Source organism: Neobacillus drentensis, from assembly GCF_036962765.1.
GTDB classification, from domain to species: domain Bacteria; phylum Bacillota; class Bacilli; order Bacillales; family Cytobacillaceae; genus Neobacillus; species Neobacillus drentensis_C.
On the sequence record NZ_JBALOS010000146.1, the window covers coordinates 15,622 to 30,422 of the forward strand.

General features: G+C 39.9%; 29 protein-coding genes. All 29 read right to left on the minus strand.

All coding sequences use genetic code 11. From position 1 onward, the window contains the following. Positions 1-188: 188 nt before the first annotated feature. Positions 189-551, minus strand: coding sequence for a 50S ribosomal protein L17 (gene rplQ, locus V7137_RS18225; RefSeq protein ID WP_024027884.1), 363 nt, complete (start codon positions 549-551; stop codon positions 189-191). A gap of 55 nt (positions 552-606) precedes the next feature. After that, entirely contained in the window at positions 607-1,551 is a 945-nt protein-coding gene (locus V7137_RS18230; RefSeq protein WP_335699408.1) for a DNA-directed RNA polymerase subunit alpha, read from the minus strand. Positions 1,552-1,726: 175 nt separating this feature from the next. Continuing rightward, positions 1,727-2,116 (minus strand): 30S ribosomal protein S11, encoded by a 390-nt coding sequence (gene rpsK / locus V7137_RS18235; RefSeq protein ID WP_024027886.1) that lies wholly within the window; start codon positions 2,114-2,116, stop codon positions 1,727-1,729. A gap of 21 nt (positions 2,117-2,137) precedes the next feature. Next, the gene (gene rpsM / locus V7137_RS18240) at positions 2,138-2,503 is read right to left on the minus strand and encodes a 30S ribosomal protein S13 (protein ID WP_026565543.1); all 366 of its coding nucleotides are present in this window, start codon (positions 2,501-2,503) and stop codon (positions 2,138-2,140) included. Positions 2,504-2,526: 23 nt separating this feature from the next. Continuing rightward, positions 2,527-2,640: a 50S ribosomal protein L36 gene (gene rpmJ / locus V7137_RS18245; RefSeq protein ID WP_000868344.1), complete on the minus strand. Its 114-nt coding sequence runs from the start codon at positions 2,638-2,640 to the stop codon at positions 2,527-2,529. 38 nt (positions 2,641-2,678) lie between these two features. Then, a complete protein-coding gene (gene infA, locus V7137_RS18250; protein WP_007085268.1) occupies positions 2,679-2,897 on the minus strand; it encodes a translation initiation factor IF-1 in 219 nt (72 codons plus the stop codon). Between the two features lie 279 nt (positions 2,898-3,176). Beyond that, a complete protein-coding gene (locus V7137_RS18255; protein ID WP_335699409.1) occupies positions 3,177-3,827 on the minus strand; it encodes an adenylate kinase in 651 nt (216 codons plus the stop codon). A 57-nt stretch (positions 3,828-3,884) separates the two neighbouring features. Next, entirely contained in the window at positions 3,885-5,180 is a 1,296-nt protein-coding gene (gene secY, locus V7137_RS18260; RefSeq protein WP_335699410.1) for a preprotein translocase subunit SecY, read from the minus strand. After that, on the minus strand, positions 5,180-5,620 hold the full coding sequence (gene rplO, locus V7137_RS18265; RefSeq protein ID WP_335699411.1) for a 50S ribosomal protein L15: 441 nt from the start codon (positions 5,618-5,620) through the stop codon (positions 5,180-5,182). The genes secY and rplO overlap by 1 nt, the downstream gene beginning before the upstream one ends. Before the next feature lie 32 nt (positions 5,621-5,652). Continuing rightward, positions 5,653-5,835, minus strand: coding sequence for a 50S ribosomal protein L30 (gene rpmD / locus V7137_RS18270; protein WP_335699412.1), 183 nt, complete (start codon positions 5,833-5,835; stop codon positions 5,653-5,655). A gap of 1 nt (position 5,836) precedes the next feature. After that, positions 5,837-6,349, minus strand: coding sequence for a 30S ribosomal protein S5 (rpsE, locus tag V7137_RS18275; RefSeq protein ID WP_026565538.1), 513 nt, complete (start codon positions 6,347-6,349; stop codon positions 5,837-5,839). Positions 6,350-6,373: 24 nt separating this feature from the next. Continuing rightward, positions 6,374-6,736 (minus strand): 50S ribosomal protein L18, encoded by a 363-nt coding sequence (gene rplR / locus V7137_RS18280; protein ID WP_335699413.1) that lies wholly within the window; start codon positions 6,734-6,736, stop codon positions 6,374-6,376. 32 nt (positions 6,737-6,768) lie between these two features. After that, complete coding sequence (rplF, locus tag V7137_RS18285; RefSeq protein ID WP_218350794.1) at positions 6,769-7,305, minus strand: 50S ribosomal protein L6; 537 nt, start codon at positions 7,303-7,305, stop codon at positions 6,769-6,771. A gap of 31 nt (positions 7,306-7,336) precedes the next feature. Beyond that, positions 7,337-7,735: a 30S ribosomal protein S8 gene (gene rpsH, locus V7137_RS18290; RefSeq protein WP_218350793.1), complete on the minus strand. Its 399-nt coding sequence runs from the start codon at positions 7,733-7,735 to the stop codon at positions 7,337-7,339. 29 nt (positions 7,736-7,764) lie between these two features. Beyond that, the gene (gene rpsN / locus V7137_RS18295; RefSeq protein ID WP_007085277.1) at positions 7,765-7,950 is read right to left on the minus strand and encodes a 30S ribosomal protein S14; all 186 of its coding nucleotides are present in this window, start codon (positions 7,948-7,950) and stop codon (positions 7,765-7,767) included. A gap of 24 nt (positions 7,951-7,974) precedes the next feature. Continuing rightward, on the minus strand, positions 7,975-8,514 hold the full coding sequence (rplE, locus tag V7137_RS18300) for a 50S ribosomal protein L5 (RefSeq protein WP_218350792.1): 540 nt from the start codon (positions 8,512-8,514) through the stop codon (positions 7,975-7,977). A gap of 28 nt (positions 8,515-8,542) precedes the next feature. Continuing rightward, complete coding sequence (rplX, locus tag V7137_RS18305; RefSeq protein ID WP_335699414.1) at positions 8,543-8,851, minus strand: 50S ribosomal protein L24; 309 nt, start codon at positions 8,849-8,851, stop codon at positions 8,543-8,545. 36 nt (positions 8,852-8,887) lie between these two features. Next, positions 8,888-9,256 (minus strand): 50S ribosomal protein L14, encoded by a 369-nt coding sequence (gene rplN, locus V7137_RS18310; protein ID WP_026565532.1) that lies wholly within the window; start codon positions 9,254-9,256, stop codon positions 8,888-8,890. Positions 9,257-9,296: 40 nt separating this feature from the next. Next, entirely contained in the window at positions 9,297-9,560 is a 264-nt protein-coding gene (gene rpsQ, locus V7137_RS18315; RefSeq protein WP_144555563.1) for a 30S ribosomal protein S17, read from the minus strand. A 22-nt stretch (positions 9,561-9,582) separates the two neighbouring features. Further along, positions 9,583-9,783, minus strand: a complete 201-nt coding sequence (rpmC, locus tag V7137_RS18320) for a 50S ribosomal protein L29 (protein WP_007085282.1) — start codon at positions 9,781-9,783, stop codon at positions 9,583-9,585. Continuing rightward, entirely contained in the window at positions 9,773-10,207 is a 435-nt protein-coding gene (rplP, locus tag V7137_RS18325; protein WP_026565529.1) for a 50S ribosomal protein L16, read from the minus strand. Before rplP ends, rpmC begins: the two co-directional genes overlap by 11 nt. Before the next feature lies 1 nt (position 10,208). Further along, the gene (rpsC, locus tag V7137_RS18330) at positions 10,209-10,865 is read right to left on the minus strand and encodes a 30S ribosomal protein S3 (protein ID WP_218350790.1); all 657 of its coding nucleotides are present in this window, start codon (positions 10,863-10,865) and stop codon (positions 10,209-10,211) included. Positions 10,866-10,868: 3 nt separating this feature from the next. After that, a complete protein-coding gene (rplV, locus tag V7137_RS18335) occupies positions 10,869-11,210 on the minus strand; it encodes a 50S ribosomal protein L22 (protein ID WP_088084987.1) in 342 nt (113 codons plus the stop codon). Positions 11,211-11,227: 17 nt separating this feature from the next. Next, the gene (gene rpsS / locus V7137_RS18340; RefSeq protein ID WP_026565526.1) at positions 11,228-11,506 is read right to left on the minus strand and encodes a 30S ribosomal protein S19; all 279 of its coding nucleotides are present in this window, start codon (positions 11,504-11,506) and stop codon (positions 11,228-11,230) included. A gap of 60 nt (positions 11,507-11,566) precedes the next feature. After that, on the minus strand, positions 11,567-12,397 hold the full coding sequence (gene rplB, locus V7137_RS18345) for a 50S ribosomal protein L2 (RefSeq protein WP_335699415.1): 831 nt from the start codon (positions 12,395-12,397) through the stop codon (positions 11,567-11,569). Between the two features lie 29 nt (positions 12,398-12,426). Further along, a complete protein-coding gene (gene rplW, locus V7137_RS18350) occupies positions 12,427-12,711 on the minus strand; it encodes a 50S ribosomal protein L23 (RefSeq protein WP_144555565.1) in 285 nt (94 codons plus the stop codon). Beyond that, a complete protein-coding gene (rplD, locus tag V7137_RS18355; RefSeq protein WP_335699416.1) occupies positions 12,711-13,334 on the minus strand; it encodes a 50S ribosomal protein L4 in 624 nt (207 codons plus the stop codon). The genes rplW and rplD overlap by 1 nt, the downstream gene beginning before the upstream one ends. Before the next feature lie 29 nt (positions 13,335-13,363). Then, positions 13,364-13,990: a 50S ribosomal protein L3 gene (gene rplC / locus V7137_RS18360; protein WP_335699417.1), complete on the minus strand. Its 627-nt coding sequence runs from the start codon at positions 13,988-13,990 to the stop codon at positions 13,364-13,366. A 37-nt stretch (positions 13,991-14,027) separates the two neighbouring features. Then, positions 14,028-14,336 carry a 30S ribosomal protein S10 gene (gene rpsJ / locus V7137_RS18365; protein WP_066094693.1) on the minus strand — a complete coding sequence of 103 codons (309 nt, stop codon included), beginning with the start codon at positions 14,334-14,336 and terminating at the stop codon, positions 14,028-14,030. Between the last annotated feature and the right edge of the window lie 465 nt (positions 14,337-14,801).

The window sequence follows — 14,801 nt, forward strand, 5'->3', positions numbered from 1 at the left end:
TCCGTCAACAGATAGGAGACTGATCATTCCACCAACTTTATCCATTCTCCAACAAGTTTGGAGTTACGCTCATCATAACACTCTTTTGGGCTTGGGTCTTACATGATATAAAATTATATTACAGAAAAAGGGCAAAGAACAAGTTTGTTACAAAACTGTCCAGCGCCCTTGTTGTCTGTTAATAGCTATTAAACTAACTCGATAATAACCATTGGTGCACCGTCACCGCGGCGTGGTCCAAGTTTCATAATACGAGTATATCCACCTTGACGCTCTTGGTAACGTGGAGCGATATCAGCGAAAAGTTTTTGTAATGCGCTTGTATTGTTTTCAGCATCAGCAACTTCGTTACGTACATATGAAGCAGCTTGACGACGAGCATGTAAATCACCGCGTTTACCTAAAGTGATCATTTTTTCAACAGTCACACGAATTTCTTTCGCACGAGTTTCTGTTGTTTCAATGCGCTCGTTGATAATTAAATCTGTAGTTAAATCACGTAGCATAGCTTTACGCTGTGCACTTGTGCGTCCTAACTTTCTGTATGCCATGAAGGGTTCCCTCCTTTGTTGAAGTCATAAGTCGGATTAATAACCTAACGATTGACTAGTCGTCTTTACGTAAGCCTAATCCAAGCTCTTCTAGTTTTGCCTTCACTTCTTCAAGTGATTTGCGGCCTAAGTTACGAACTTTCATCATATCTTCTTCAGTCTTATTAGCTAATTCCTGAACAGTGTTGATTCCAGCACGTTTTAAGCAGTTATAAGAACGAACAGAAAGATCGAGTTCTTCAATTGTCATTTCTAGAACTTTTTCTTTTTGGTCTTCCTCTTTTTCAATCATAATTTCAGCATTTTGAGCTTCGTCAGTTAACCCAACGAAAATATTCAAATGCTCGGTCAAAATTTTCGAACCAAGAGCTATTGCTTCTTTTGGTCCAGTGCTTCCATCTGTCCAAACATCAATTGTCAACTTATCAAAATTAGACATTTGACCTACTCGTGTATTTTCTACATGAAACATCACACGTGAAACAGGTGTAAAGATGGAATCGATTGGAATAACACCGATTGGTTGATCTTCTCTTTTGTTTTGAACAGCCGGTGTATAACCACGTCCACGTTTAGCTGTTAAACGCATGCGAAGATGTCCGTTTGAAGCTAATGTTGCAATATGAAGATCTGGATTTAACACTTCAACATCACTATCGTGAGTGATATTGCCAGCTAATACAGGTCCCTCACCTTGTACATCAAATTCAAGCGTCTTCTCTTCATCAGAGTAGATTTTTAGAGCTAATTTCTTAATGTTTAAAATGATGGATGTTACATCCTCTACGACGCCTTCAATTGTTGAGAACTCATGAAGTACCCCATCGATTTGAATCGATGTAACCGCGGCACCTGGGAGTGAAGATAATAGGATACGACGTAAGGAGTTACCCAAAGTGGTACCATATCCACGCTCAAGTGGCTCTACGATAAATTTGCCGTACTTGGCATCGTCGTTGATCTCAATCGTTTCGATTTTTGGTTTTTCTATTTCGATCATCATATAACCCTCCTTCAAAACGTCGAAACTTCAAATTAGTATGATTACTAACTAAAGTCCCCATGTATACGTTCCCGTTTTGTGCACAACAACTGGAATAAATCTTCTGTATGAGTGCAAAAATTTAATATCATATCCCATTATAGACATATGATACAAAAACTATACAGAAAAATTAAACACGACGACGTTTTGGTGGACGGCATCCATTATGAGGAACAGGTGTAACATCTTTGATTGCAGTTACTTCAAGACCAGCAGCTTGAAGAGCACGGATTGCAGCTTCACGTCCAGCACCAGGTCCTTTAACAGTAACTTCAAGAGTTTTCATACCATGTTCAATAGAAGTCTTAGCTGCAGTTTCAGCCGCCATTTGTGCAGCAAATGGTGTAGATTTACGAGAACCTCTAAATCCAAGCGCACCAGCACTTGACCATGAAATTGCATTACCATGTACATCAGTAATAGTTACAATCGTATTGTTAAAAGTTGAACGAATATGAGCAATACCAGATTCAATATTCTTTTTAACACGACGTTTACGTGTATTTGTTTTACGTGCCATTTAAATTACCTCCTTTACCGATTACTTCTTCTTGTTCGCTACAGTCTTACGAGGACCTTTGCGAGTACGAGCGTTGTTTTTCGTATTTTGTCCACGAACTGGTAAACCACGACGATGACGTAATCCGCGGTAGCAGCCGATTTCCATTAAACGCTTAATGTTAAGAGAAATTTCACGGCGAAGGTCACCTTCAACTTTTAATTTGTCGATGATGTCACGGATTTTGTTTAATTCGTCTTCTGTTAAATCACGTACACGTGTATCTTCAGAAACACCAGCTTCTGCTAATACTTTTTGTGCAGTATTTTTACCAATTCCATAAATGTAAGTTAAAGAGATAACTACACGTTTTTCACGTGGAATATCTACACCAGCAATACGTGCCATATTAAAGCGCACCTCCTTCAAAATTAACCTTGTTTTTGTTTATGTTTAGGGTTTTCACAGATAACCATAACTTTTCCGCGTCTACGGATAACTTTACATTTTTCGCAGATCGGTTTAACAGATGGTCTTACTTTCATTATTATCCTAACCTCCTTAGTAGTACGGAGTGCAAGCATTATTTAAAGCGGTAAGTAATTCTTCCGCGTGTTAAGTCATATGGAGAAAGCTCAACAGTCACTTTGTCACCCGGAAGGATCCGAATGAAATGCATTCGTATTTTACCAGAAACATGCGCTAGCACGGTATGACCGTTTTCTAATTCTACCTTAAACATTGCATTTGGCAATGTTTCAATGACTTTACCTTCAATTTCAATTACATCATCTTTGGCCATCGATCTCGTCTCCCTTCTCAATTCAAAAAGTTTGAATGAAATAAAATACAACTCTTCATATTCGTACACAAATAGCAACCTTATAATAGTAACATATTGTTGTTCTTCTGTCCGCAAGTAAATTCTACATATTTAGGAATAATTAATTCCACATGTAAGTCTTGCCCAACTCTCGGTTCTACATACTCCGTACAATAGAAAAGCGATTTGCTTTCACATACTTTTGAATCTTAGTGAAGAGATGGTCGAGAGTCGTTCGTACAGTTTTACTTATGGTCATTAATGTAAGTCCCCAAGTAATTGCTCGATATCAGTGAAGACCTTGTTAATATCCTGCTGACCATCAAGCGTACGAAGATAACCTTTGTTTTCATAAAAATTTAATAATGGTTCTTGTTGTTTGATATTTACGTCTAAACGATTTTGAACGGTTTCTGCATTATCATCAGCTCTTTGGTATAACTCACCGCCGCAGCGATCGCATACACCCTCTTGTTTTGGAGGATTAAATACTAAATGATAGGTAGAACCACATTCTTTACAGATTCGACGTCCAGTCAAACGTTCCATTAATATTTCTTTATCAACAGTAATGTTAATGACATAGTCGATTTTTTTATCTAAATCAACTAATAGATTTTCCAACGCTTCTGCTTGAGGTACAGTTCTAGGGAAGCCATCTAAAAGAAACCCTTTTTGACAATCATCCTTGCTTAATCGTTCACGAACAATGCCGATTGTTACTTCATCAGGAACAAGATCGCCTTGATCCATGAATGATTTCGCTTGTAAACCTAGTTCTGTTCCTTCTTTCATCGCTGCACGGAACATATCTCCAGTAGAGATATGAGGGATGCCGTATTGCTCGACGATTCTTTCAGCCTGCGTACCTTTACCAGCACCTGGAAGCCCCATTAATACTAAATTCACACGTGTTCCCCCCTCGTGCTTTAAATGGGTTTTAGGGAGCAGTGGCCCCTAAAACCTTTACTTTATAAAACCTTTATAATGACGTTTAACTAATTGCGCTTCAAGTTGTTTCATCGTATCTAGTGCAACACCGACAACGATTAACAAGCTTGTTCCACCAATTTGAGCTGATTGCGGAAGATTAGCTATTTTAATAAATAGCATTGGCAATACCGCAATCACTGTAAGGAAGATTGCACCAACGAAAGTTAAACGGTATAAGACACGCGTTAAGTATTCTTGCGTACTTTTTCCTGGACGAATACCAGGAATATAGCCGCTTTGCTTTTGCAAGTTCTCCGCTGCTTGTTCAGGGTTAACTTGAATAAATGCATAGAAATAAGTAAACGCGATAATTAGTGCAGCATATAACGTCATCCCGATCGGATGAGTATAGTCAAATACTTTCGTAATCCAAAGTGTTACATCATTCGTTGGGAAGAACGAAGCAACGGTTCTTGGCGTTACAATAAAAGACACAGCAAAGATTACAGGAATTACACCCGCAGCATTAACTTTTAATGGCATGTGAGTGGATTGTCCTCCAACTGGATTACGTCCTGCAACTACGCGTTTTGCATATTGAATAGGTATCTTACGATTTGCTTGTTGGATAAAGATAACCCCAACCACGATAGCAATAATAGCAAGTACGATTAGAATTACAGTAACAATACGTAAGAATAATGCTTCCCCTGCATTCTCAAACTGCTGTACATAAATTTGATTAATAGTGGATGGCATTCCCGCTACGATACCGGCGAAGATGATAATAGAAATTCCATTACCAACACCTTTTTCAGTAATCTGCTCACCTAACCACATTAAAAAAGAAGTACCAGCGGTTAAGACAACCGCAATCAAAAGATAAGTGCCAATTCCAGGATTTTCAATCAACTGGCCGTTTGCTAAGTTATTAAAACCATAGGACATACCCAAAGCCTGGATAAATCCAAGGATGATTGTAAAATAACGAGTAATTTGGGCGATCTTACGACGCCCCGATTCACCTTGCTTAGACCATTCTGTAAATTTAGGCACGACATCCATTTGTAAGAGTTGGATAATAATCGATGCAGTAATGTACGGCATGATACCCATTGCAAAGATGGAGAATTGTTTTAATGCTCCACCGCCAAAAGTATTTAAAATACCGAATACACTTAGTTTATCTTGATTTGCAAGAACATCAGCATTTACATTGGGTACTGGGATAAATGTACCTAAACGAAATACGACTAACATTAAAAGGGTGAATATGATCTTACGTCTTATCTCACCCACGCGCATAAAATTGGAGATTGTCTGGAACATTAGATCACCTCAGTGTTTCCACCAGCAGCTTCGATCGCTTCCTTAGCAGCAGAGGAGAATTTGTGAGCTTTAACAGTCAACTTTTTCTCTAGTGTCCCTTTAGCAAGAATCTTGATTCCTGCTTTTTCGTTGCTTACAACACCTGTTTCGATAAGAAGTTCTGGAGTAACTTCTGTACCTTCAACAAAGCGATTTAATGCATCAAGATTTACAATTGCATATTCCTTACGGCTAACATTTGTAAATCCGCGTTTAGGTAAACGACGATATAAAGGTGTTTGACCACCTTCAAAACCTAAACGTACACCGCCGCCTGAACGAGCGTTTTGACCTTTGTGACCTTTACCAGCAGTTTTACCTTGACCAGATCCGATACCACGGCCTAAACGCTTGCGCTCTTTACGAGAACCTTCAGCAGGTTTTAATTCATGAAGTTTCATATTGGCACCTCCTTATGAAAGAAAACAATCAATTATTGTTCTTTTACTGTAACAAGGTGAGCAACTTTGTTAATCATACCGCGAATAGCAGCGTTATCTGGGTGCTCAACTGTTTGATTTAATTTGCGTAATCCAAGAGCCTTAACTGTTTCGCGTTGATCGCCTGGACGGCCAATCAAGCTGCGAGTGAGGGTAACTGATAGTTTATTCGCCATTTTATTTCCCCCCGTATCCTAACAGTTCTTCTACTGATTTTCCACGTAGTTTAGCTACGTCTTCAGCACGCTTTAATTGTTTTAAACCGTCAATTGTAGCACGTACCATGTTAATAGGAGTGTTAGTTCCTAATGATTTAGAAAGGATATCAGCAACACCGCCTAATTCTAGCACGGCACGAACTGGGCCGCCAGCGATAACTCCTGTACCTTCAGAAGCAGGTTTTAGAAGGATTTCACCAGCACCAAAACGTCCAATTACTTGGTGAGGAATAGTAGTTCCGACCATTGGTACTTCCACTAAGTTTTTCTTTGCATCTTCGATGGCTTTACGAATAGCATCAGGTACTTCTTGAGCTTTACCAGTACCGAAACCAACGTGACCGTTTTTATCGCCTACAACAACAAGGGCTGTGAAGCGGAAACGACGTCCACCTTTAACAACTTTCGCAACACGGTTAACCGTGACTACGCGTTCTTCTAGTTCAAGTTTGTTTGGATCAATACGACGCATCTTTTTGTGTCCCTCCTTTGTCTTTTAGAATTGTAAGCCGTTTTCACGGGCAGCATCAGCTAATGCTTGAATACGTCCATGGTATAGGTATCCGCCACGGTCAAAGACAATAGAAGTGATACCTTTTTCTACCGCACGTTTAGCGACTAATTCTCCGACCTTTTGTGCAGCTTCAACGTTATTTGTAGAATCTAAAACAAAGTCTTTATCTAAAGTAGAAGCACTTGCTAAAGTTACTCCGTTAATGTCATCAATTATTTGAGCATAAATATGTTTGTTAGAACGAAACACATTTAGACGTGGACGAGCTGAAGTTCCGCTAAGTTTCGCACGAACACGAGCATGTCTTTTCTTGCGAGTAGCGTTTTTATCAAGCTTCGTAATCATTTACGTCACTCCTTTCGTTTACCTATGCGGCATTACTTACCAGTTTTACCTTCTTTACGACGAACAAATTCACCTTCGTAACGAATTCCTTTGCCTTTATACGGCTCTGGAGGACGAACTCCGCGAATATTCGCTGCTAATGCACCAACACGTTCTTTGTCAGTACCTTTGATAAGGATTTTTGTATTTGCAGGAACTTCGATTTCAAGTCCCTCTTCAGCTTCGATCTCAACTGGATGAGAGTATCCTACGTTTAATACAAGTTTGTTACCTTGCTTTTGAGCACGGTATCCAACCCCGATTAACTCTAGGCCTCTAGTGAAGCCTGTAGATACACCTTCAACCATGTTCGCAAGCACGGCACGAGTTGTTCCATGTAATGCGCGGTGTTCTTTCACATCAGAAGGACGAGTGATTGATACTTGGTTTTCTTCCACGTTGATAGTGATATCAGAGTGGAATGTACGAGTAAGTTCACCTTTAGGTCCTTTTACTGTAACAGTGTTGTTATTTAAAGTAACTGTTACTCCTGCTGGAATAACAATAGGTTTTTTTCCTACGCGAGACATTTAGTGCACCTCCATTCATTCAAAAGCTCAATTACCAAACGTAAGCTAAAACTTCTCCGCCGATTTGTTTTGCACGAGCTTCTTTATCTGTAATAACACCTTGTGATGTTGATACTAATGCGATACCAAGACCGTTAAGAACGCGTGGTACCTCAGTTGATTTTGCGTAAACTCTAAGTCCAGGCTTGCTTATGCGCTTAAGACCAGTAATAACACGTTCGTTACTAGCACCGTATTTTAAGAAGATACGGATAATACCTTGTTTGTTGTCTTCAATAAATTCGACGTCACGTACGAAACCTTCGCGCTTTAAAATTTCAGCGATTTCTTTTTTCATATTAGAAGCAGGCACTTCTAACTTTTCGTGACGCACCATGTTCGCATTACGAATGCGAGTAAGCATATCAGCAATTGGATCTGTCATGACCATTATTTTTACCTCCTTCCCAGACTTGGGTTTTACCAGCTAGCTTTTTTGACACCAGGAATTTGTCCTTTGTATGCTAATTCACGGAAACAAATACGGCAAAGCTTAAATTTACGATATACAGAGTGTGGACGACCACAACGTTCGCAGCGTGTATACTCTTGTACTTTGAATTTAGGCGTGCGTTGTTGTTTCGCAATCATTGACTTTTTAGCCACGTTTTCGCCTCCCTTATTTAAGGATTACTTTTGGAATGGCATTCCAAATTGAGTTAAAAGTTCACGAGATTCTTCATCAGTTTTTGCAGTCGTTACGATAACGATGTCCATACCACGAACTTTGCTTACTTTATCGTAATCAATTTCAGGGAAGATTAATTGTTCTTTGATACCTAAAGTGTAGTTACCGCGACCGTCGAAAGCCTTTTTAGAGATACCACGGAAGTCACGTACACGAGGTAATGAAACGGAAACTAATTTATCCAAGAATTCGTACATGCGTTCACCGCGAAGAGTAACCTTAGCACCGATCGGCATACCTTCACGAAGACGGAAGCCAGCGATAGATTTTTTCGCACGTGTAACGACAGGTTTTTGACCTGTGATTGTTGCAAGTTCTTCAACTGCGTTATCGAGTGCTTTTGCGTTTGCAACTGCGTCACCAACGCCCATATTCACGACGATTTTCTCAAGTTTAGGAACTTCCATAATTGATTTATAGTTGAACTTGCTCATAAGAGCAGGTGTAACTTCTTTTACAAATTTTTCTTTTAGGCGGTTCACTTATTGTACCTCCCTTCTTAATTTTAAACTATTTATCTAAAACTTCACCGGATTTTGCTACGCGTACTTTCTTGCCATCAACCGTTGTGGAACCTACACGAGTTGGGTTACCGGTTTTAGGGTCGATAGGCATAACGTTTGATACATGAATAGGAGCCTCAAAGCTGATAATTCCGCCTTGTGGATTCACTTGAGAAGGTTTAGCGTGTTTTTTCACAATGTTAATACCTTCAACTAGTACACGGCTATCTTTAGGATAAGCAGCTAGGATCACACCTGTTTTGCCTTTATCCTTGCCAGAGATGACTTTTACTTTATCACCTTTTTTTACATGCATCTGTGCGCACCTCCTTAAAGGCAATTGATTTTAAAATTATAATACTTCTGGAGCTAGAGAAACGATTTTCATAAAGTTGTTGTCGCGAAGTTCGCGGGCAACAGGTCCGAAGATACGAGTTCCGCGTGGGCTCTTATCATCTTTGATAATTACACATGCGTTTTCATCAAAACGAATGTAAGAACCGTCTGGACGACGCGCACCGCTCTTTGTACGAACAATAACTGCTTTAACTACGTCACCTTTTTTGACAACGCCACCTGGTGTTGCTTGTTTTACTGTGCAGACGATAACATCACCAATACCAGCAAACTTGCGACCTGAACCACCAAGAACTTTAATCGTAAGTACCTCACGAGCACCAGAGTTGTCAGCAACTTTTAAACGTGATTCTTGTTGAATCATGTGTGTAACCTCCCTTCGGAATGAAGCTTAATCCGAACAATTAAATAATAACTGCTTTTTCTACAACTTCAACTAAACGGAAACGCTTAGTAGCTGAAAGCGGACGAGTTTCCATGATACGAACTACATCGCCAATTTTTGCTTCGTTTTGCTCATCATGAGCTTTATACTTTTTAGAATACTTAACGCGTTTACCATATAAAGAATGCTTTTTGTGTGTTTCAACAAGTACTGTAACTGTTTTGTCCATCTTGTCAGAAACAACGCGTCCTGTGTAAACTTTACGTTGGTTACGTTCACTCATTGTGTGAACCTCCCTTCAATAATCACTTGTTAACGCTGATTTCTCTTTCACGAACAACTGTTTTCATACGAGCGATCGCTTTACGTACTTCACGAATGCGAGCTGTGTTTTCAAGTTGTCCTGTCGCCAATTGAAAGCGAAGGTTGAAAAGTTCTTCTTTTAAAGATTTTACTTTTTGTTCAATTTCAGCAGTGGTAAGGTCACGAAGTTCATTAGCTTTCATTTGATTCACCACCAATTTCTTCTCGTTTTACAAACTTACACTTTACAGGAAGTTTGTGCATTGCAAGTCGAAGTGCTTCACGAGCGATCTCTTCAGAAACGCCTGCGATTTCGAACATGATTTTTCCAGGCTTAACAACAGCTACCCAACCTTCTGGTGCCCCTTTACCGGAACCCATCCGTACTTCTAGAGGTTTAGCAGTGTAAGGCTTGTGAGGGAAAATTTTAATCCAAACTTTACCGCCACGTTTCATGTAACGTGTCATCGCAATACGTGCTGCTTCGATTTGGCGATTCGTAATCCATGATGCTTCAAGAGCTTGTAGGCCGAATTCACCGAATGTCACTTCTGTACCGCCTTTTGCGTTACCACGCATGTTACCACGGTGTTGACGGCGATATTTTACGCGTTTTGGCAATAACATATTATTTGCCTCCTTCCACGGTTTTCTTCTTAGTAGGAAGGACTTCTCCCTTATAGATCCATACTTTTACGCCTAGCTTACCATAAGTAGTATCGGCTTCAGCAGTAGCATAGTCGATATCAGCGCGAAGTGTATGAAGTGGAACAGTTCCTTCGCTGTAATGTTCAGCACGAGCGATATCTGCACCGCCAAGACGACCAGATACTTGAGTTTTGATACCTTTTGAACCAGCGCGCATAGCACGTTGAATAGCTTGCTTTTGTGCACGACGGAAAGATACACGGTTTTCTAATTGACGAGCAATATTTTCAGCAACAAGTTTCGCATCAACGTCAGCTCTCTTGATTTCAAGGATATTGATGTGAACACGTTTGCCAGTTAATTGATTTAATGCTTTACGAAGTGCTTCGACTTCAGTACCGCCTTTACCAATAACCATACCAGGCTTAGCTGTATGCACTGTTACGTTTACACGGTTTGCAGCACGTTCGATTTCTACTTTAGAAACAGAAGCATCTTTTAAACGCTTCGTGATGTATTCACGAATTTTAAGGTCTTCGTGTAAAAGAGTAGCGAAGTCTTTGCCTGCGTACCATTTAGATTCCCAATCACGGATGATTCCAATACGCAAACCGACAGGATTTACTTTTTGACCCACAGCTTATCCCTCCTTCTTTTCTGATAATACGATTGTGATGTGGCTAGTGCGCTTTAAGATCTGGCTTGCACGGCCCATTGCGCGAGGACGGAAACGTTTCAACGTTGGTCCTTCGTCAACAAATGCTTGTGCAACAACTAGGTTGTTAACGTCCATCTCATAGTTGTGCTCAGCGTTTGCCATAGCTGATTTTAATACTTTTTCCACGATTGGAGAAGCAGCCTTAGGTGTGAGATTTAAAATCGCCACAGCTTCACCAATTTGCTTTCCTCGAATTAAATCTACGACTAAACGTGCTTTACGAGGAGCAATACGAACTGTTCTTGCAACAGCTTTAGCTTGCATTTGGATGCCCTCCTCTCTTAACGTCTTGTTTTCTTGTCATCATTACCATGGCCCTTGTAAGCACGAGTTGGAGCGAATTCTCCAAGCTTGTGTCCTACCATGTCTTCAGTAACATATACAGGCACGTGTTTGCGACCATCATATACAGCGATAGTGTGGCCAATAAATTGTGGGAAGATTGTAGAACGGCGTGACCAAGTTTTAATAACTTGTTTGCTTTCAGTCTCGTTCAACTTTTCTACCTTAACCATTAAATGATCATCAACAAATGGTCCTTTTTTTAAGCTGCGACCCATGAAGGAACCTCCCTTCGTGACTGTTCTACGGTTCTTTCTTTGAACCGTAGGAGAATCACGTTATTTTTTACGACGACGTACGATGAATTTATCTGATTTGTTCTTCTTCTTACGAGTTTTGAATCCAAGAGTTGGTTTACCCCATGGAGACATAGGTGATTTACGTCCGATTGGCGAACGTCCTTCACCACCACCGTGTGGGTGATCGTTAGGGTTCATAACAGATCCACGTACAGTTGGGCGCTTGCCTAACCAACGATTACGTCCTGCTTTACCAATGTTAATTAATTCGTGTTGTTCGTTACCTACTTGACCGATTGTTGCACGGCATTCAGCAAGAATCATACGAACTTCACCAGAATTTAAACGTACTAGTACGTATTTTCCTTCTTTACCAAGTACTTGTGCGCTTGTTCCAGCAGAACGAACTAACTGGCCGCCTTTTCCTGGTTTTAACTCGATGTTGTGTACTACTGTACCAACAGGAATGTTTGTTAGTGGAAGTGCGTTACCCACTTTAATATCAGCCTCAGGGCCAGACATTACTTCCAATCCAACTACTAGGTTTTTAGGAGCTAAGATATAACGCTTTTCTCCATCCGCGTAGTTGATTAACGCTATATTTGCAGAACGGTTTGGATCGTATTCGATCGTAGCAACGCGTCCAGGTATGCCATCTTTGTTACGTTTAAAGTCAATTAAACGGTATTGACGTTTATGACCGCCACCTTGATGACGAACAGTTAACTTACCTTGGTTATTACGGCCGCCTTTTCTCTTTACAGGTGCTAATAGAGATTTTTCTGGAGTGCTAGTTGTGATTTCTGCGAAATCAGAAGTAGTCATTCCGCGACGACCATTGGAGGTAGGTTTGTACTTTTTAATCGCCATTTTATTTCCCTCCTCTTCTTGATAGGTTCTTATGCTTCAAAGAATTCGATTTCTTTGCTATCAGCAGTTAATTTTACAATTGCTTTACGACGTTTGTTTGTGTAACCACCGAATTTTCCCATGCGCTTGAATTTACCTTTGTAGTTCATGATGTTTACTTTTTCAACATCAACGCTAAAGATTTCTTCGATAGCATCTTTAACTTGAGTTTTGTTAGCTTTAACATCTACTTCAAAAGTATATTTTTTCTCAGCCATTAGGTCAGTTGAACGTTCAGTGATAACGGGGCGCTTAATGATATCGCGTGCATCCATTATGCAAGCACCTCCTCTACTTTTTCAACCGCTGCTTTAGTCATGATCAATTTATCATGATTAACAACATCTAATACGTTAATTCCGTCAGCAGTTACTACTGTAACTCCAGGAATATTGCGAGCAGATAACGCTACGTTTTCTTCAAGATCTGCAGTAACGATTAACGCTTTTTTATCAACAGATAGACCATTTAAAACAGTCTTGAATTCTTTTGTTTTCGGAGCATCGAAAGTTAAAAGATCTAACACTAAGATGTTCTCTTCTAATACTTTAGAAGAAAGTGCAGATTTAATTGCTAAACGACGAACCTTCTTTGGTAATTTATAGCTATAGCTGCGTGGTGTTGGACCAAATACAGTACCACCTCCGCGCCATTGTGGAGAACGGATTGACCCTTGACGAGCACGTCCAGTTCCTTTTTGACGCCATGGCTTACGACCACCGCCGCGTACTTCAGAACGAATTTTAGTTTTATGAGTACCTTGACGTAATGAAGCTCTTTGCATAATGATTGCTTCAAATAATACGTGTTGGTTAGGCTCAATACCAAATACAGAATCATTAAGTTCGATATCGCCAACTTGTGATCCAGCTTGGTTTAATAATGCTACTTTAGGCATTCTTTTGTTCCTCCTTTCTTAAAGGGTGACTATGCTTTAATTGCACCTTTAATTTTTAATAAAGCTTTTTTAGGGCCTGGTACATTACCTTTGATTAAAAGTAAGTTACGCTCTGTATCAACCTTAACGATTTCAAGGTTTTGTACAGTGATTTGTTCTCCACCCATACGTCCTGGTAATAATTTACCTTTGAAAACGCGGTTTGGAGCAACAGGTCCCATTGAACCTGGTCGACGGTGATAACGAGAACCGTGAGCCATTGGGCCGCGTGATTGTCCGTGGCGTTTGATAACACCTTGGAAACCTTTACCCTTTGAGATTCCTGTTACATCTACGATATCTCCAGCAGCGAAAATATCAACTTTGACTTCTTGACCAACTTCATAGCTTGCTAAGTCATCTCCGCGGAATTCGCGAACGAAGCGCTTAGGAGCAGTATTAGCTTTAGCAACATGGCCTTTTTCTGGTTTGTTAGCTAACTTTTCACGTTTGTCTTCAAAACCAACTTGAACTGAAACATAACCGTCAGTTTCAACAGATTTCTTTTGAAGAACTACGTTTGGAGCTACCTCAACTACAGTTACAGGAATTAAGTTACCGTTACTAGCAAATACTTGAGTCATACCAATCTTTCTTCCTAAGATTCCTTTGGTCATTAGTCACACCTCCTAAATTATTTATTATTTATTTTGATTAAAGTTTAATTTCAATATCAACACCAGATGGTAAATCTAAACGCATTAACGCATCAACTGTTTGTGGAGTTGGGTTAACGATGTCGATTAGACGCTTATGTGTCCGTTGTTCGAATTGCTCACGTGAATCTTTGTACTTATGGACCGCACGAAGAATCGTATAAATAGTTTTTTCAGTCGGTAGCGGAATTGGACCAGATACAGCCGCACCAGAACGTTTTGCTGTTTCAACGATTTTTTCTGCAGATTGATCAAGGATTCTGTGATCATACGCTTTTAAACGGATACGAATTTTTTGTTTTGCCATTATTTTCCCTCCTTTATTCGCCTATTTTCTAAATAGACATTCTCAGTGAAAATTTCCCTCACACACTCGCCATGGCAAAGCGGCCGGGTGTGTCAGCAACCTTTCACATCATCGCAGTCAAAGACCAACATTGTCTATTATACATAAAACATAAAGCAAACGCAACACCTATTGTGAAGTTTTTTCTTTATGTTTCTGTTTCGAACACTTTTCCTATTATAGCGGCTGATTTACTCTTTTTCAACAGTTATTATCAATCTCCAGAAATATCCTAAATCAAATAGGAGATACATTATTTTGGATTGCGCCAGCTGCAGCGGACTGAATATATATAATTATTATTATTCTTTATATATAGAAGAAACTCGGATTAACTTTGTTTATTACCTCAAGGCTGTGTAAAAGATCAATATTGATTATGTAACCAAGTGGATTGGAGCGGAAATCAACTGGCAACTTTAACAC

What these genes read in the sequence shown, in the direction of transcription:
- rplQ (WP_024027884.1), bottom strand. Translation starts at nt 551, where the DNA reads ATGGCATACAGAAAGTTAGGACGCACAAGTGCACAGCGTAAAGCTATG.
- V7137_RS18230 (WP_335699408.1), bottom strand. Translation starts at nt 1,551, where the DNA reads ATGATCGAAATAGAAAAACCAAAAATCGAAACGATTGAGATCAACGAC.
- rpsK (WP_024027886.1), bottom strand. Translation starts at nt 2,116, where the DNA reads ATGGCACGTAAAACAAATACACGTAAACGTCGTGTTAAAAAGAATATT.
- rpsM (WP_026565543.1), bottom strand. Translation starts at nt 2,503, where the DNA reads ATGGCACGTATTGCTGGTGTAGATATTCCACGTGAAAAACGTGTAGTT.
- rpmJ (WP_000868344.1), bottom strand. Translation starts at nt 2,640, where the DNA reads ATGAAAGTAAGACCATCTGTTAAACCGATCTGCGAAAAATGTAAAGTT.
- infA (WP_007085268.1), bottom strand. Translation starts at nt 2,897, where the DNA reads ATGGCCAAAGATGATGTAATTGAAATTGAAGGTAAAGTCATTGAAACA.
- secY (WP_335699410.1), bottom strand. Translation starts at nt 5,180, where the DNA reads ATGTTCCAGACAATCTCCAATTTTATGCGCGTGGGTGAGATAAGACGT.
- rplO (WP_335699411.1), bottom strand. Translation starts at nt 5,620, where the DNA reads ATGAAACTTCATGAATTAAAACCTGCTGAAGGTTCTCGTAAAGAGCGC.
- rpmD (WP_335699412.1), bottom strand. Translation starts at nt 5,835, where the DNA reads ATGGCGAATAAACTATCAGTTACCCTCACTCGCAGCTTGATTGGCCGT.
- rpsE (WP_026565538.1), bottom strand. Translation starts at nt 6,349, where the DNA reads ATGCGTCGTATTGATCCAAACAAACTTGAACTAGAAGAACGCGTAGTC.
- rplR (WP_335699413.1), bottom strand. Translation starts at nt 6,736, where the DNA reads ATGATTACGAAGCTTGATAAAAACGCTACTCGCAAGAAAAGACATGCT.
- rplF (WP_218350794.1), bottom strand. Translation starts at nt 7,305, where the DNA reads ATGTCTCGCGTAGGAAAAAAACCTATTGTTATTCCAGCAGGAGTAACA.
- rpsH (WP_218350793.1), bottom strand. Translation starts at nt 7,735, where the DNA reads ATGGTCATGACAGATCCAATTGCTGATATGCTTACTCGCATTCGTAAT.
- rplX (WP_335699414.1), bottom strand. Translation starts at nt 8,851, where the DNA reads ATGCATGTAAAAAAAGGTGATAAAGTAAAAGTCATCTCTGGCAAGGAT.
- rplN (WP_026565532.1), bottom strand. Translation starts at nt 9,256, where the DNA reads ATGATTCAACAAGAATCACGTTTAAAAGTTGCTGACAACTCTGGTGCT.
- rpsQ (WP_144555563.1), bottom strand. Translation starts at nt 9,560, where the DNA reads ATGAGTGAACGTAACCAACGTAAAGTTTACACAGGACGCGTTGTTTCT.
- rpmC (WP_007085282.1), bottom strand. Translation starts at nt 9,783, where the DNA reads ATGAAAGCTAATGAACTTCGTGACCTTACCACTGCTGAAATTGAACAA.
- rplP (WP_026565529.1), bottom strand. Translation starts at nt 10,207, where the DNA reads ATGTTATTGCCAAAACGCGTAAAATATCGCCGTCAACACCGTGGTAAC.
- rplV (WP_088084987.1), bottom strand. Translation starts at nt 11,210, where the DNA reads ATGCAAGCTAAAGCTGTTGCAAGAACAGTTCGTATTGCTCCTCGTAAA.
- rpsS (WP_026565526.1), bottom strand. Translation starts at nt 11,506, where the DNA reads ATGGGTCGCAGCTTAAAAAAAGGACCATTTGTTGATGATCATTTAATG.
- rplB (WP_335699415.1), bottom strand. Translation starts at nt 12,397, where the DNA reads ATGGCGATTAAAAAGTACAAACCTACCTCCAATGGTCGTCGCGGAATG.
- rplW (WP_144555565.1), bottom strand. Translation starts at nt 12,711, where the DNA reads ATGGATGCACGCGATATCATTAAGCGCCCCGTTATCACTGAACGTTCA.
- rplD (WP_335699416.1), bottom strand. Translation starts at nt 13,334, where the DNA reads ATGCCTAAAGTAGCATTATTAAACCAAGCTGGATCACAAGTTGGCGAT.
- rplC (WP_335699417.1), bottom strand. Translation starts at nt 13,990, where the DNA reads ATGACCAAAGGAATCTTAGGAAGAAAGATTGGTATGACTCAAGTATTT.
- rpsJ (WP_066094693.1), bottom strand. Translation starts at nt 14,336, where the DNA reads ATGGCAAAACAAAAAATTCGTATCCGTTTAAAAGCGTATGATCACAGA.